This is a genomic window from Rhodococcus daqingensis, assembly GCF_042665615.1.
Lineage (GTDB): Bacteria > Actinomycetota > Actinomycetes > Mycobacteriales > Mycobacteriaceae > Rhodococcus_G > Rhodococcus_G daqingensis.
Genome location: NZ_JBHTCS010000009.1, coordinates 602,908 through 617,226 on the forward strand (window position 1 = coordinate 602,908; position 14,319 = coordinate 617,226).

13 protein-coding genes are annotated in these 14,319 nt (G+C 71.3%); 5 read left to right on the forward strand and 8 right to left on the reverse strand.

Going from position 1 to position 14,319, the window contains the following annotated elements:
* Nucleotides 1-121 precede the first annotated feature (121 nt).
* The 3 genes from ACFQS9_RS07380 (at nucleotide 122) to ACFQS9_RS07390 (ending at nucleotide 5,149) form a co-directional block, all read left to right on the forward strand.
* Nucleotides 122-2,233, forward strand: a complete 2,112-nt coding sequence (locus tag ACFQS9_RS07380; protein WP_378402993.1) for an MMPL family transporter — start codon at nucleotides 122-124, stop codon at nucleotides 2,231-2,233.
* A 44-nt stretch (nucleotides 2,234-2,277) separates the two neighbouring features.
* Complete coding sequence (locus tag ACFQS9_RS07385) at nucleotides 2,278-3,045, forward strand: phosphotransferase (protein WP_378403219.1); 768 nt, start codon at nucleotides 2,278-2,280, stop codon at nucleotides 3,043-3,045.
* A 100-nt stretch (nucleotides 3,046-3,145) separates the two neighbouring features.
* On the forward strand, nucleotides 3,146-5,149 hold the full coding sequence (locus ACFQS9_RS07390) for an SDR family oxidoreductase (RefSeq protein WP_378402995.1): 2,004 nt from the start codon (nucleotides 3,146-3,148) through the stop codon (nucleotides 5,147-5,149).
* Between the two features lie 15 nt (nucleotides 5,150-5,164).
* On the opposite strand, the gene ACFQS9_RS07395 is transcribed toward ACFQS9_RS07390, so the two are convergent.
* Genes ACFQS9_RS07395 through ACFQS9_RS07410 form a run of 4 tightly spaced genes read right to left on the reverse strand, consistent with a single transcriptional unit; the run spans nucleotide 5,165 to nucleotide 7,420 of the window.
* Entirely contained in the window at nucleotides 5,165-5,341 is a 177-nt protein-coding gene (locus ACFQS9_RS07395; RefSeq protein WP_077043552.1) for a DUF1737 domain-containing protein, read from the reverse strand.
* A gap of 29 nt (nucleotides 5,342-5,370) precedes the next feature.
* Nucleotides 5,371-6,258: a sucrase ferredoxin gene (locus tag ACFQS9_RS07400; RefSeq protein ID WP_378402998.1), complete on the reverse strand. Its 888-nt coding sequence runs from the start codon at nucleotides 6,256-6,258 to the stop codon at nucleotides 5,371-5,373.
* Nucleotides 6,259-6,279: 21 nt separating this feature from the next.
* Entirely contained in the window at nucleotides 6,280-6,855 is a 576-nt protein-coding gene (locus tag ACFQS9_RS07405; protein ID WP_378403000.1) for a YdeI/OmpD-associated family protein, read from the reverse strand.
* Between the two features lie 49 nt (nucleotides 6,856-6,904).
* Nucleotides 6,905-7,420 (reverse strand): hypothetical protein, encoded by a 516-nt coding sequence (locus ACFQS9_RS07410; RefSeq protein ID WP_378403001.1) that lies wholly within the window; start codon nucleotides 7,418-7,420, stop codon nucleotides 6,905-6,907.
* Nucleotides 7,421-7,444: 24 nt separating this feature from the next.
* Between ACFQS9_RS07410 and ACFQS9_RS07415 the strand changes: the two genes are divergently transcribed.
* Nucleotides 7,445-8,266, forward strand: coding sequence for a helix-turn-helix domain-containing protein (locus ACFQS9_RS07415; protein WP_378403002.1), 822 nt, complete (start codon nucleotides 7,445-7,447; stop codon nucleotides 8,264-8,266).
* Between the two features lie 38 nt (nucleotides 8,267-8,304).
* On the forward strand, nucleotides 8,305-8,877 hold the full coding sequence (locus ACFQS9_RS07420; RefSeq protein WP_378403004.1) for a hypothetical protein: 573 nt from the start codon (nucleotides 8,305-8,307) through the stop codon (nucleotides 8,875-8,877).
* A gap of 15 nt (nucleotides 8,878-8,892) precedes the next feature.
* On the opposite strand, the gene ACFQS9_RS07425 is transcribed toward ACFQS9_RS07420, so the two are convergent.
* From ACFQS9_RS07425 to ACFQS9_RS07440, 4 genes are read right to left on the reverse strand one after another with little or no spacing between them, the layout of a single operon-like run.
* Nucleotides 8,893-9,636 carry an alpha/beta fold hydrolase gene (locus tag ACFQS9_RS07425; protein WP_378403221.1) on the reverse strand — a complete coding sequence of 248 codons (744 nt, stop codon included), beginning with the start codon at nucleotides 9,634-9,636 and terminating at the stop codon, nucleotides 8,893-8,895.
* Nucleotides 9,637-9,695: 59 nt separating this feature from the next.
* Nucleotides 9,696-11,864: a heavy metal translocating P-type ATPase gene (locus ACFQS9_RS07430; protein WP_378403006.1), complete on the reverse strand. Its 2,169-nt coding sequence runs from the start codon at nucleotides 11,862-11,864 to the stop codon at nucleotides 9,696-9,698.
* Between the two features lie 57 nt (nucleotides 11,865-11,921).
* The gene (locus tag ACFQS9_RS07435; protein WP_378403007.1) at nucleotides 11,922-13,490 is read right to left on the reverse strand and encodes a DNA polymerase Y family protein; all 1,569 of its coding nucleotides are present in this window, start codon (nucleotides 13,488-13,490) and stop codon (nucleotides 11,922-11,924) included.
* Nucleotides 13,487-14,296 carry a hypothetical protein gene (locus tag ACFQS9_RS07440; RefSeq protein WP_378403223.1) on the reverse strand — a complete coding sequence of 270 codons (810 nt, stop codon included), beginning with the start codon at nucleotides 14,294-14,296 and terminating at the stop codon, nucleotides 13,487-13,489. Before ACFQS9_RS07440 ends, ACFQS9_RS07435 begins: the two co-directional genes overlap by 4 nt.
* Nucleotides 14,297-14,319: the final 23 nt, after the last annotated feature.

A 14,319-nucleotide genomic window follows, 5' to 3' on the forward strand; every position in this document is an offset into this window, starting at 1 on the left:
CATCCGGAACGCCCATGGCTCCACTCTCCGCGTTTCGGCCGCCGGGCACCAGAGTCGGGCACGCGCAGCCCGTCGGTAGAGTCGGGGCGCATCCGACCCCCCGATCCGAGAGAGCACCCATATGACGCGCTGGGCCAAATTCGTCGTCTCCCGGAAATGGTGGGTCCTGATCCTGACGGTGCTCGCCGTCGTGATCAGCGGACTCTGGGGATTCGGGGTCTTCAGCAAGCTCAGCCAGGGCGGCTATATCGACCCGAACAGCGAAGCGGCACAGGTCAGCTCGTTGGTCAACGAGAAGTTCGGCCCACAGTCACCGGACATCGTCGCGATCTACACCGCGCCGGAGGGCAAGACCCTCGCGGACATCGGCCCCGAGGTCGAACAGAACCTGGCGGCGTTCCGCGAGCAGGTGCCCACCCTCGGCATCGCCTCGTACTGGTCCGTCGACCCGAACACCGCGAAGCTGATGACCTCGAACGACGGCACCAAGGCCCTCGCGACGATCTCGATCGACTGGGACGCGGGCACGCATTTCACCGAGCTGGACAAGATGACCGCGGCGCTCACCCCGCCCGGCATCGACACCGAGTTCGCAGGCGGCACCGTCGTCGGGTACTCCTTCAACGTCCACCTGCAGCAGGACCTGGTGCGCGCGGAGGCCATCGCGCTGCCCATCACCCTGCTGCTCCTGGTGGTCGTCTTCGGCACCGTCACGGCCGCGGCCGTCCCGGTGTTCGTCGGAATGCTCGCGGTGCTCAGCGCGCTGGCGATCCTGCGACTGCTCACCACCGTCACCGAGGTCAGTTCGTTCTCGATCAACGTCGCCTCCCTGCTCGGGCTCGGCCTTGCCATCGACTACGGCCTGTTCATCGTCAGCCGCTTCCGGGAAGAGCTGGCCTCTGGCACCGAACCCGACGCCGCCGTGCGCCGCACGGTCGACACGGCCGGACGCACCGTGATGTTCTCCGGACTGCTCTTGGTCTGCGCCTTCGCAGGCATGCTGGTGTTCCCGCAGGCGGTCATCCGTTCGCTCGGTTTCGGGGCGATCGCAGCCGTGACCGGGGCCGCGGTGCTCTCCCTCACCGCGGTGCCCGCGCTGCTCGCGATCCTCGGCCACCGGATCAACTCGCTCGCCTGGCGGCGCGGAACCGTCGAACGCGGCGAGGAGCGGGCCCGCAAGTTCTGGGGCGGTGTGGTCACCAAGGTGATGCGCAAGCCTGCCACGGTGGCGGTGACCATCACCGCGGGCCTGCTGCTGCTGGCCGCGCCGTTGTTCGGCGCGAGCCTCGGCGAGATCACCTACACCGCGCTGCCGCCGAACGACCCGGCCCGCACCGCGGCGGACACGCTGTCCACCGAGTTCCCCACCACCGGTGAGGCCGCGACGGTGATGGTGCGCGGCGAGAACGGGGCGCCGCCCACCACCGCCCAGCTCAGCGAGGTAGGTGCGCAGGTGCGGGCCGTCGACGGTGTCGCCGCGGCGCGGATGGTCGCGGCGTCGGACGATTTCGCGATCCTGTCCGCGACCTACGCCGAGGGGGCAACCCCCGGCCAGGTGGTCCGCGATGTGCGAGCCATCCCGGCCCCGGCAGGCGTCGACGTGCTGGTCGGCGGCGGCGCCGCCCTCGTCGACGACGGCAACGCCGCGGTCACCGCGAAGCTGCCCCTGATGCTCGGCATCATGGTCGGCTCGACCCTCGTGCTGCTGTTCCTCGCCTTCGGGTCGGTGGTCCTGCCGATCAAGGCGGTGGCCATGGCCGGCCTCAGCATGGCGGCCACGTTCGGGGTGCTGACCTGGATCTTCCAGGACGGCAACGGCGCTGACCTGATCGGCGTGACCCCGGCCCCGCTGGAGGCGACCTTCGTGGTCCTGATCCTCGCAGTGGTGTTCGGCCTGTCCACCGACTACGAGGTGTTCCTCATGTCGAGAATGGTCGAGGCGAGGGCGAACGGGGCGAGCACCGAGGAGGCCGTGCGGTTCAGCGCCGAGCGAACCGGCCGGATCGTGACCACGGCGGCGGCGCTCTTGATCATCGTGACCGGCGCCTTCACCATCTCCGGGCTCTCGATCATGCGGTTCCTCGGCATCGGCATGATCCTGGCACTGATCATCGATGCCACCGTGGTGCGAATGCTCCTGGTCCCGTCGCTCGTCAAGCTGATGGGCGAGGCGAACTGGTGGGCGCCTGCGTGGATGCGCAAGGTGCACGAGAAGGTCGGCATCGGGCATTGACGCCGGAGGGCAGTGCACCCGAGGTACCCACCGGGCCCGTCGATGTGCCGGGAGCGGTGCTCGCGCTGGCTGCCGGCGAGTCGATCGACGCGGTGTGGCGCAACGAGCTCGGCGGCATCACCTTTCGACTCGGCGCCGGGACACCTACGGACCGTTATGTGAAATGGGTCGCCGCGGGCACCCCGGAGATCGACCTGGCCGGCGAGGCGGCACGACTTGCGTGGGCCCGGCCTTGGGCATCGGTACCGCAGCCGCTCGAGCACGGCGCTGACGCCGACGGCACATGGCTGGTGACGCGACCTGTCCCCGGCCGTTCCGCCGTCGACCCGCGCTGGGTCCACGAACCGGCCATCGCCGCAGCCGCGATCGGCCGCGGACTGCGCCTGCTGCACGACGCCCTCCCGGTGGATGCCTGCCCCTTCACCTGGAGTGTCGAGCAGCGGCTCGCGCGGACCGACGAGCGGATCGAACAGGGCGAGGGTCCGTCCGACTGGTCGCCCGAGCACGCGTCGCTGTCGGTGGCGCAGGCCCGCGCCCAGGCGGATAGCCCACCGCCGATCGATCGGCTGGTTGTGTGCCACGGGGATGCCAGCGTCCCCAACGCGCTGCTGCGCGACGACGGCACGTTCGCCGCGCACGTCGACCTCGGTTCGCTCGGGGTGGCCGACCGTTGGGCCGATCTGGCGGTGGCCGCGTGGAGCACGGTGGACGACTACGGTCCCGGCTTCGAGGATGCTGTGTACAGCGGCTACGGGGTGGATCCTGATCGCGAACGGATCGCCTACTACCGGCTGTTGTGGGACATCGCATGAGCGCCATCTCCTGAGGCCGGTCGCGTCGACATCAACTCTTTCACGATTTCTTACTTTGGAGTAAGTTAACCGGTGTAGCCCAATGAAAGAGGAGAGCGGGATGTCGACCTACATCGTGACCGGCGGGACCGGATTCCTCGGCCGCAACGTGCTCGCACTGCTGCTGCGCCGGGACCCCGACGCCCAGGTGCACGTTCTGGTGCGCCCCGCCTCGGTGGCACGACTGGAACGCCTCGCCGCCGGATGGGACGGAGGTGACCGCGTGCACCCGCTGATCGGCGACCTGACCGAGCCCGGACTCGGCCTCGACACCGCCCCGCCCGCCGCGGACCACCTCCTACACCTCGGCGCCATCTACGACATGACCGCCGGCGACGAGCAGGCGAGCACCAACGTCGAGGGCACCCGATCGGTCATCGAACTCGCCCTGCGAACCGGGGCCACCCTGCACCACATCTCCTCGATCGCGGTCGCGGGCGACCACAAGGGCACGTTCACCGAGGACGACTTCGACCTCGGCCAGGGCTTCCCCACCGCCTATCACCGCACCAAGTTCGAGGCCGAGAAGCTCGTCCGCGAGACCGCAGGGCTGACGTGGCGGGTGTACCGCCCCTCCGCCGTCGTCGGGGACTCGACCACCGGCGAAATGGACAAGATCGACGGCCCGTATTACCTCTTCCCCGCCATCGCCGGATTCGCCAAGCTGCCTTCCCGACTTCCCGTCGCGGTGCCGAGCCTCGGCGCCACCAACCTGGTGCCCGTCGACTACGTGGCCAAGGCCATCGTCGCGCTGATGCTGACACCGGGTCACGATGGCGAGGTGTTCCACCTCGTCAACCCCGAGCCGCAGCCGATGCGCGAGGTGTACGCCGCCCTGGCCCAGGCCTCGGGCGCCCCACATCCGGTCGCCGACCTGCCCGCCGTCGTCGCGGCGCCGGTGATGCGACCGCCCCTGCGCAGCGTCAAGGCCGCCAGGAACGTGGTGTTGGGCAAGCTCGGCATCCCGCCGGTCATCCTCGATCACCTCACCCTCCCGACCACCTTCGACTCCACCAAGACCCAGGAGGCTCTCCGTGGCACCGGGATCACGGTGCCGCCGTTGGGTTCCTACGCCGGAATCCTGTGGTCCTACTGGGAACGCAACCTCGACCCCCACCGCGACAGCCGGACCGGTCCCCTGGCCGGTCGGCACGTGATGATCACCGGCGGGTCGTCGGGCATCGGGCGCGCCTCCGCACACGCCGCCGCCGCCAAGGGGGCGACCGTGCTGCTGCTGGCCCGCGGTGAAGAGGAGCTCGCGGCCACCGTCGCGGAGATCCGGGCCGTGGGCGGCGCCGCATTCGGATACCCCTGCGACATCACCGACGGGGAATCGGTCGACCAGACCGTCAAGACCGTCCTCGACGAGCACGGCCACGTCGACATGCTGGTCAACAACGCCGGCCGGTCCATCCGCCGCAGCGTGTTCGCCTCCACCGACCGGCTGCACGACTACGAACGCACCATGGCCGTCAACTACTTCGGCGCGGTCCGACTGGTCCTCGCGCTGCTCCCACAGATGCGCGAGCGCGGCTTCGGGCACGTCGTGAACATCTCCAGCGCCGCCGTCCAGAGCCACACGCCCCGGTTCTCCGCCTATGTCGCCAGCAAGGCCGCCCTCGACGGATTCACCGACACCATTGCCTCCGAGACGCTTTCGGCCGGCATCACCTTCACCACCATCCACATGCCGCTCGTCGAGACCCCCATGATCACCCCGTCGGGGAAGGCGAACATCGGCAAGGTCATCAGCCCAGAGAAGGCCGCCGCGATGGTGGTGCGTGGACTGGTCGAGCGGCCCAAGCGTATCGACGACCCGCTGGGCACCCTCGGCGAGTACGGACAGCTGTTCGCGCCCGGGATCAAGGACCGGGTGCTGCACCGGATGTACCGGGCGTTCCCGGACTCCCCCGCCTCCAAGGGCGAGGTCGAGACCGGCCGCGGCGCCGCCGCGCCGGAACCGACATCGGCACCGGCGCTCGCACCCACGGCGAAGCCGAAGCATTCGGCCGTCGCGAAGGTGGGCCGACGCATCGCCCGCGTGGTGCCCGGCACCCACTGGTGACGCGGAGCCGACGGGCTATCGGGGACGGATCAACGCCTGTGCCACGATGACCCGGTCCCCGTCGAAGGTGACCGCGGGCGATCCGTGCAGGTCGTATCCCGCGTCGAGGGCGGCGCTGACCCGCAGGCAGAATTCGGCGTCGTCGGGCCCGGTGAGGACGCGATAGCGCGGCAGTTCACTGTTCTCGGACATGCACCCCAGTGTCCCAGGGACCGCCGTGTTCACGCCGCAAGCGGCCGAACCGATTCCGCGACCAGCGCGACCACGGCCTTCGACGCGGCGCCGCAACTCGGCGGGCGCGGGTCCAGTTCCGTCCGGGACAGCTCGACCACCCAGGCCCGCCCGTCACGATGACGGACCACCGGCAGCGCACCGGACTCGTCCACCGTGAGGTCCGCGGCGCCCGCCGAAACCTGCTCCCGCACTGCGATTTCTGCGACCTGGCCGGCCGAGTCCCAGCAACTGCGGCCGCGCAGACCCTCGAGCTGGACCTCTCCGCGCGCGGCCGCGAGCACCGCCTCGACGCTCTGCTGCGCGCCGAGCCGTCCGTAGGTGTACCCGGTCGGGAGCAGGATCATCGACGGCGCGAACCGGTGACCGCCGGTGTGCGAGCACTCCCACACCGAATCCCCGAACCGCGCGGCCAGCTCCGCCGCGATCGGCCTGCCGAGTACCGCGCAGCACTGGTCGCGCTTGCCGTGCGCACACACCAGGGTCACCGGGTCTGTCACCGGCCGCCCGATCCCCGGCGCGGACGCGGGCAGCCCGAGATCGAGATCCAGCAGGGCGGCGGGATCGGTCACCTCCAGCCGCTCGCACCAGGCACCGGACGGATCCGAGCGCCCGACCAGCACGGTGCGCCTGTCCGGCGGGGCTGTGGCCCGACCCGGGCGACGGATCAGCAGCAGCCGCACGCCTGCGGCCTCGGTCCGTCGTTCCAGTTCCGCGGACAGCTCGGGCCCGAGCGCCTCACCGCCGAGCACATCGCGGCCCCAGGCACCGGGGTGCTCGAGGCACAGCCAGCCGGTGACGTGGGCCGCGGTCCCGGGAAGCGGCTCGTCCGTCGCGGAGAGCGCGGAGCAGGTCGGCGCGGGGGCTGGGGCGGTCACCCGACCATTGTGCCCGCGGCGTCACCCATGGATCTTCTTGCCCTCGGCGAACATCTGCACGAACTTCTCGATCCGGCGGGCGCGGGTCTCCGGCTTCTTCGCGTCCTGCAGCCGGTAGAACACCGCATAGCGGTTGACCTTGTTGAGGGTGCCGAAGAACTCCTCGGCGGCCGGGACCTCGGCGAGCGCGTCCAGGAAGTCCTGTGGCACGGTCGCGGCGGCCTGTCCCTCGTAGGCCCGCTCCCACCGGCCGTCCGCCCTGGCCGCCTCGATCTCCGCCAGCCCCGACGGCTGCACCAGCCCCTCGGCGATCAGCCGCTCGGCCTTCTCCCGGTTCCGCTTCGACCACGGGCTGCGCCTACGCCGGGGGGTGAAACCGCGCAGCGAGAAGTCGTCGTCGCACTTGCGGGCCTGACCGTCGATCCAGCCGAAGCACAGCGCGACCTCGACGGCCTCGTCCCAACTGGGGCTGGTCTGGGCCGACCCCTTCTTGGCGAACTTGAGCCAGATGCCGGGTGAGTTGTCGTGGTGCGCGGCCAGCCACTCGCGGAAGCTCGCCTGGTCCGGGAAGTGCTCGATGCTGCGTTCGACCGCCATGGTCCAACCGTAGGCGGCGACCACGACAGAGGATTGAACAAACGCGACGCTACCGGCGACCGGTCGCCATGCCCGCCCACACCCGCACGAAGCCCTGCGACAGGTACGCGAGGGTACCGAGGCTCAGCACCCACTTGGTGATGCTGACCGTCGACGTCGCGCGCACCACCGGGTCGGTGATGCGGTCGCGGTGGTCGAGCAGGTACAGGTCGACCACGTTCTCGACGTAGTCCGCGGCCGCGGCGACGACCGGGGCCGCGTACAGCGCGCGGCGGGTGGCCGGGGACAGCTCGGTGAGCTGGCCCAGCCGCTTGGCCCCGGTGCACAGCGCGACTCCGTAGATGACCGGATGGATCATGTCCGGCCCGAAATGACTGCGGAACCGGGCCGTCTCCGCCTCTTCCATGCTGTCGAGGACGTCCCGGTAGGCCCGCGCGGACATCGCGGTCTGGGTCTTGAGGAGCTTGGGCGCGGCGGGGCCGAGCAGTCGCGCGATGTTGGCCTGCGAGAGCAGATACGCGGCGGACCAGCCGATGAGCTTGCCGTCGAGCGCGGTCAGTGTCATACCCCGATCGTAGGATCGACGACGATGACCGAATCGACCCCACCCCGCGGCACGCCGGAGGCGGTGCTGCACCCCGACGAGGCCGCCGAGAAGTTCACCGTCGCGCGGCGGTACCCCCGAGAGTCGCTGGCGCCCTTCGTCGAGTACCTCTGGATAGTGCACTGGGCGGTCGACGGGACGCACGAACAGCAGGTGCTGCCGCAACCGAAGATCCACCTCGCCGCCGAGGACGGCCGTCTGCTCGTCCACGGTGTGAGCCGAGCCCCGTTCAGCCGAAAGCTGTTGGGAACCGGCCACGTGATCGGGGTGGCGTTCCGGGCCGGCGGCTTCCGGCCGTTCCTGCGGTCGAGCGTCGGCGCACTCGAGGGCACCGTGCTCCCCGCCGGAGACCTCCTCGGTCGCGACGACACCCCGACCGCGGCGGCGGCGCTCGCCACGACAGATGACGACAATATGACCGCGCTCGTCGAGGACTACCTCGAAGCCATACGGCCACAACCCGATCCGTACATCGAGACGGTGGCCGCGCTGATGGAACGGATCGAGAACGACCCGGGCATCCACCGGGTCGACGAGGTGGCCGCGTTGGCCGGTGTCAGCGTGCGCAGCCTGCAGCGGATGTTCACCGAGTACGTCGGCATCGGGCCCAAGTGGGTGATCCAACGCCACCGCCTGCTCGACGCCGCCGAGCAAGCACACGGCGGACGCCCCGTGGTGTGGGCGGAGCTGGCCGACCGGCTCGGTTACAGCGACCAGGCCCACCTGATCCGCGCGTTCACTGCGGCGGTCGGGACACCGCCGGCCACCTACGCGCGACAGACCGGGGGCTGGCGGCCCCGCGGGTAGGCTCCGAATTCGGGTCGGGGCCGGCGGTGGGGGTGCGGATGCTGCAGTGGTGGGCGACGTTCTGGGATCGGCCGCCGGGGTGGTCGCTGCTGGCCACGACCGCGCTGGTGTGCGGTGCAGCGTTGTGGGCGTTCACCTTTCCCACGCCCAACAGCTGGATCCTGATCCTGTTCTGTCTCTGGCCGACGGTGCTGATCGCGGTCAGCTGGACCGTCAAGACCACCACCTTCCTCGTCCGCCGCAACGCCTGGTCCAACTGGATCCTCGCGGTGCCGCTGGTTGCGCTGACGAGCACCACGCTGCTGGTGTTCGACGTCCCGCTGCAGGCGCGCTGGCAGCTCTCGCAGTCGGACTTCGCGGCGGCCGTCGAGGAGGTCCGGTCCGGCGCCGACCGGGCCGACTACGACGGCCGGATCGGCGGCTACGACGTCCGGGACGTCCGCACGCACGGGGACAACGTCTACTTCGTGGTCCGTGACAGCGGCTTCATCGATGACGACGGTGTGGCCTACCTGCCGGACGGCGAGCCCGCGACGCCCGACCCGGTGGGCGAGGGCGTGCAGGTCTGGCACCTGCGCGGCCCCTGGTACTCGTTCAGTGGGGGCTGGTGACGCGGCGGCCGAGGATCACTCCTCGAGGAACGCCGTCACGGCGGCCTCGAACTGATTCGGCCGGTCGCGGTGCACGCTGTGCCCGACCGTGATCGTGATGGCGTCGCATCGCGGGATGGCGTCAGCCGCCGCGACCAGCCGGTCCGGATCGACCATCCCGCCTGGACCGCCGCTGATCATGAGGGTGTCTGCGGTGATCTCGGACAGGTTCTGCCACCACACCGGATTCGGCTCGCGGAACTGCGCCAGAGCGCTGCGGGTCATCGACCGGTCGAAGGCGAGGGCCGCGCGCGGGTGCCGGATCAGCGCGGTCACGGCATGCCAGAGTTCGACCGGCGTCGGTAACCTGCTGCGCATCCGGCCGAGCGTCTCGCCGGTCCGGAGCGGCAGCGGCGCCTCCTCGAGGACCAGGCGCCGGACCAGGTCCGGGCGCGCCTGCGCGACCAGCGAGGCCGTGTGCCCGCCGAGCGAGTGCCCGACCAGGTCCACCCGTTCGAGCCCGAGATGGTCGCACAGGTGCAGGAGGTCGTCACCGAACTGGGTGAACAGGTAGGACGGCGCGTGCGCGCTGCGGCCGTGCCCGCGCAGGTCGATGGCGATGACCCGGCGCCCGCGGCCGACGAGGTTCTTGGCGAACCGGTCCCAGGTGTGACTGTCACCGCCCATGCCGTGCACCAGGATCACCGGTACCGGATCGTCGCCACCGGAATCGCGAAAGGAGAGCTCGACGTCGTCGGCGGTCGTGGCAGTCATCAGCATCACCGTCTGCAGTCACCCTTCGCCGTCTCGGCCGTCTCGTGAGCGGCCCGGTGGTGAGGCTACCCAGACCGCTTCGCGAGAACGGCCGAGGGCCGCAGGTCCAGCCGGCGCAGCAGCTGCGCGTTGATCGCGACCACGACCGTCGAGGCCGACATCAGCAGCGCCCCGACCTCCATCGGGAGGGTGAAGCCCCACGGCGCGAGCACCCCGGCCGCGAGCGGCACCGAGATCAGGTTGTACCCGGCCGCCCAGCTGAGGTTCTGGATCATCTTCCGGTAGGTCGCACGGGAGAGTTCGATCACCGACAGCACCGAGCGGGGGTCGTCGCTGGCGAGCACGACACCCGCGGACGCGATGGCCACGTCGGTGCCAGCACCGATCGCGATCCCCACGTCGGCCTGCGCCAATGCCGGCGCGTCGTTGACGCCGTCCCCCACCATGGCCACCTTGCGGCCGGCGGACTGCAGGGCCTTGACCTTGGCGCCCTTGTCCTGCGGGAGGACCCCGGCAAAGACCTCGTCGATGCCCAGGCTCTGCGCCACCGAATGGGCGACGGCCTCCGCGTCCCCGGTGATCATGGCGACGTGCACACCACGCTCGTGCAGGGCGTCGATGGCCTGCCGCGATTCGGGGCGGATCTCGTCGGCAAGGGCAACGGCCCCGGCGACCGCGCCGTCTCGGATCACTTGCAACACGGTCGAGCCCTGGCCCGACCAGGCGTCTGCCTGGGTCAGGGCGTCGAGGTCGTGGCTCGCGAGCATGCCCGGTCCACCGACGCTGACCTCCGCGCCCGCGACGGTGGCGGTCACCCCCACCCCGTTGCGCGCCTGGAAGTCGGTGGCGGCCCGGACGGCGAGCCCGCGCTGCTCGGCCGCGGCGACGATGGCCCGGCCGAGGGGGTGCTCGCTGTCGCGTTCGACGGCGGCGGCCAGCTCGATGACCTCGTCCTCGGTGTACCCGGGCGCCGCCGCGACGGAGACGACCGCGGGCTCCCCCCTGGTGAGGGTGCCGGTCTTGTCGAACAGCACGGCGTCGACCGTGCGCATCGACTCGAGGGCCCTGCGGTCGGTGATGAGCACGCCGGCGCGGGCCGCCCGCTCCGTGGCGATGGAGACGACCAGCGGGATCGCCAGGCCGAGCGCGTGCGGGCAGGCGATGACGAGAACGGTGATGGTGCGGGTGACCGCGGATTCGGGGGCGCCGAGGATCAGCCAGGCGATCGCGGTGAGTACCGCGGCGCCGAGCGCGAACCAGAACAGCCAGCCCGCGGCCCGGTCCGCCAGCACCTGGGCCCGCGACGACGAACTCTGCGCCTCGCTCACCAACCGCTGGATCCCGGCCAGCGCGGTGTCGTCCCCGACCGCCGTGATCTGCACACGCAGCGCCGAGTCGGTGGTGACGGTGCCCGCGACGACCCGGTCGCCCACCGCACGGCGGACCGCCGCCGACTCGCCGGTGATCATCGACTCGTCCACGTCGGCTGCGCCGGAGACGACCGTGCCGTCCGCCGGGATCCGGCCGCCGGGCCGGATGATGACGAGGTCGCCGGTCGTCAGCTCCGAGGTCGGCACGGTGACGGCCTCATCGCCGTCGAGCCGCTCCGCCTCGTCCGGCAGCAGCGCGGCGAGGGATTCGAGCGCGCTCGACGCCTGTCCCAGTGAGCGCATCTCGATCCAGTGCCCGAGCAACATGATCACGATGAGAAGCGCGAGCTCCCACCAGAAGTCCAACTCGTGGTTCAGGATTCCGAGGCTCGCGCCCCAGGACGCAATGAACGCCACGGTGATGGCCAGCGCGATCAGCAGCATCATCCCGGGCTGGCGGGCCTTGACCTCGGCGACCGCGCCGGTGAGGAACGGTTTGCCGCCCCAGACGTACATCACCGTGCCGAGGACCGGCGAGATCCAGGTGACCGGTCCGCTGTGCGGCAGCGTGTACCCGATCAGGTCGGCGAACATCGCGTTGGCGAGCACCACCGGAACGGCGATCGCGAGCATGATCCAGAACAGTCTCCGGAACTGCCCGACGTGATCGCCATGGTCACCGTGCCCGCCATGGCCCCCGTGACCGCCCTGTGCGCCATGGCCCCCGTGTCCCTCGTGGGATTCATGAGCTGCATGGGCTTCGCGCGCGTCATGGCCGGCGTGATCCTCGACCATCGCCGGATCGTGCCCTGGATGCCCTTCGGACGCGTGCTGTCCGGCATGAGTTCCGCGGTCCGAAGTCATGTCACGAAGACTATACCCAGAGGGGGTATGCGACAAGGTTATGGCTCACGTCCACCCTCACTCGTACACGCCTTCCACGGTCCAGACTCCTGCCGTGCAGATCAGCAGCAACGCCCTCGGCTCGTCCAGCAGCACCTGCGCCCGAGCCGCCCGCTGCGCGGTCGCCGGATCCCACCAACGCTCGTCCACCGGCCACGGCCCCGCCCAGCCCAGCAACTCCCACTCCCGCCGCCCCCAGCGCAGCCGGAACGGCGCCGCGCTGAACGCGCCGCGCTCGGTGACCAGTACCGCCGCACCGTCCACCCCCTCCAGTGCCACCGTCGGCCTGCCCGACAGCACCGCCGAGGGCGACGGTTCGGGTAACCGTCCGGGCCAGGGCGCGGAGGGGTCCGCGGCCGGTCGCAGTTCATCCCCCAACGGCAGCAGGGTGACCCGCTCGAACGGCCCCCTGCCGCCGCTGAGCACGCCCACCTGGACCGCGTCTCCCCCGAGCAGGCCCTGCACGCGGACGAGCGCCCGCCTGGCCCGCTCGTCCTCGGCGCCGACCCCACCCCACAACCCCAACTGCAGCGCGCCCGCCGCGACCACCTCCACCGGCTCGAGCCGCAACACCTCGATCCCGGCCGTCGGCCGCGACTCGCTGCGTCCGGTGAGCCAGCCGTCCAACTGCCAGCGCACCCGGTCCGCCGTGCCCTCGGGAGTGAGCGGTTCCGCGCACCGCCAGGTTCGCGAAAGATGTTCCCCGTTACCGGTACTCGCGTGCACCAGCAGCCTGGTGCACGCCACCGCAGCGGCGGACAGCTTGGCATGGAGCCGCTCGGCCAACGCCCGCCCCGCGAACGCCGCCGCATCCACCCGGTCGATCGGCGGATCGCAGTGCTGCTCGACCTCCAGGTCCGGCGGCAGCCGCCGTGCCGACGGCGGACGCTCGGGCTCCCCGCGCGCGCTGCGGTGCGCCGACACCGCATCGGCGCCGAACCGGGACGCCACCGCCACCGGGGACAGCGCCGCGAAGTCGCCGATGGTCCGCAGCCCCAACCGGTGCAACAGATCGACCAGATCGGCCCTCCCCTTCGCCGCCAGGCTGGGCTCCGCGGCCAGCTCGGCCACCGGGATCGGGGCGAGGAACTCCGCCCCCGCACCCGCGGGGACCAGGGCCGACCTTCGGGCGGCGATCACCGCAGTGGAGAGCTCGTCCGCGATCCCCACCTGGCACTCCACCCCCGCGGCCGAGGCCTCGTCGATCAGCCGCTCGGCGGCGGCCGATTCGGAGCCGAAGTAGCGGCTCACCCCGCGCGCGGCGAGCACCAGCAGCCCCGGCCGCAGCACCTCCACGCCCGGCGCCACCGCGTCGATCGCCGCGGCAACCGGCTCGAACAGCCGGGCATCCCGGCCCGCATCGACGGTGAACACGTGCAGCCCCGGGCAGCGCCCCTGCGCCTCCCTCCTGCGCAACCCCCTGCGCACCCCCTCCGATCGGGCCGTCGCAGAGCAGGCCACGACCCGATTGCCCAGGGTCACCGCCACGGGCTCCGTCGGAGGCAGATCCGCCACCGCTGCCGCCGCGATCGCGGGCCAGTCGGGACACCACAACGCCAGCACCCGCGCGGAATCACCGGATGTCACCACGACACCGCGTCCGGAAGCATCCCGGGCCGCCGCACCGTTTCCGCCGTCCACTCCACCCGACCGCGGACCGGACGCAGATCGAGACGGGTGGTGCGGGGCTGAAACGCCCGGCCCCTGGCGCTGACCGCCAACCGGAGCGCGCGCAGCCGCCCGCGCCCCAGCTCGGCACCCTGCCCCATCCCGTCATAGCCGCACACCCTGGCCTCCAGCCGGATCTCGGCACCGTCCCAGTGTCCGTCCGTCACCACCAGGGTCGAACCCTTGCTCCGCGCCCTCGCCACCACCGCACGCGCCCGAGAGGGCGGCACCGCCAGCCCGCCGAGACCCAGCACCACCAGGTCCAGTCCGTCGAGCAGAACGGCCGCGACCTCCACCGGGTCCGGGCCCGGGTCCGGGATCAGCGCGAGCCTGCCGAGCTCGGCCCCCATCTCGATGGCCGCCAGCAGGCCGAGCCGGGGCAGCCCGATCACCGCCGCGTGACCTCCGGACTCCGTCACCGAGGCCAGCAGGCCGAGCAACAGCGAACCCGCCCCCGACACGGACACCACCGAACCCCGTGCCAGTCCCCCGCGCGGCAGCAGCGATGCCAGCGCAGGCGGCACCGGGAGCACACCGGCGGACGACCGCGAAACGCCCGCGGCCTCGGCAGGCTGCGACGGGGGCCGGGCCGCCACCGATTCGCCCCGCGCGGGCACTGCCGCCATCCGCCGCCGGAGGTGCTCGAGCCGGTCCTGCCTCGACAACCCGGCCAACCCGGCCAACTCCGCCAACCCGGCCTGCCCCGAATCGGCCACCTCGGCCACCGCACCAACCACAGCCACCACCG

Coding starts and splice junctions, on each gene's coding strand:
- ACFQS9_RS07430 (WP_378403006.1), bottom strand. CDS start 11,864: ATGACTTCGGACCGCGGAACTCATGCCGGACAGCACGCGTCCGAAGGG.
- ACFQS9_RS07425 (WP_378403221.1), bottom strand. CDS start 9,636: ATGCTGATGACTGCCACGACCGCCGACGACGTCGAGCTCTCCTTTCGC.
- ACFQS9_RS07420 (WP_378403004.1), top strand. CDS start 8,305: ATGCTGCAGTGGTGGGCGACGTTCTGGGATCGGCCGCCGGGGTGGTCG.
- ACFQS9_RS07405 (WP_378403000.1), bottom strand. CDS start 6,855: ATGGCGGTCGAACGCAGCATCGAGCACTTCCCGGACCAGGCGAGCTTC.
- ACFQS9_RS07395 (WP_077043552.1), bottom strand. CDS start 5,341: ATGTCCGAGAACAGTGAACTGCCGCGCTATCGCGTCCTCACCGGGCCC.
- ACFQS9_RS07415 (WP_378403002.1), top strand. CDS start 7,445: ATGACCGAATCGACCCCACCCCGCGGCACGCCGGAGGCGGTGCTGCAC.
- ACFQS9_RS07390 (WP_378402995.1), top strand. CDS start 3,146: ATGTCGACCTACATCGTGACCGGCGGGACCGGATTCCTCGGCCGCAAC.
- ACFQS9_RS07410 (WP_378403001.1), bottom strand. CDS start 7,420: ATGACACTGACCGCGCTCGACGGCAAGCTCATCGGCTGGTCCGCCGCG.
- ACFQS9_RS07380 (WP_378402993.1), top strand. CDS start 122: ATGACGCGCTGGGCCAAATTCGTCGTCTCCCGGAAATGGTGGGTCCTG.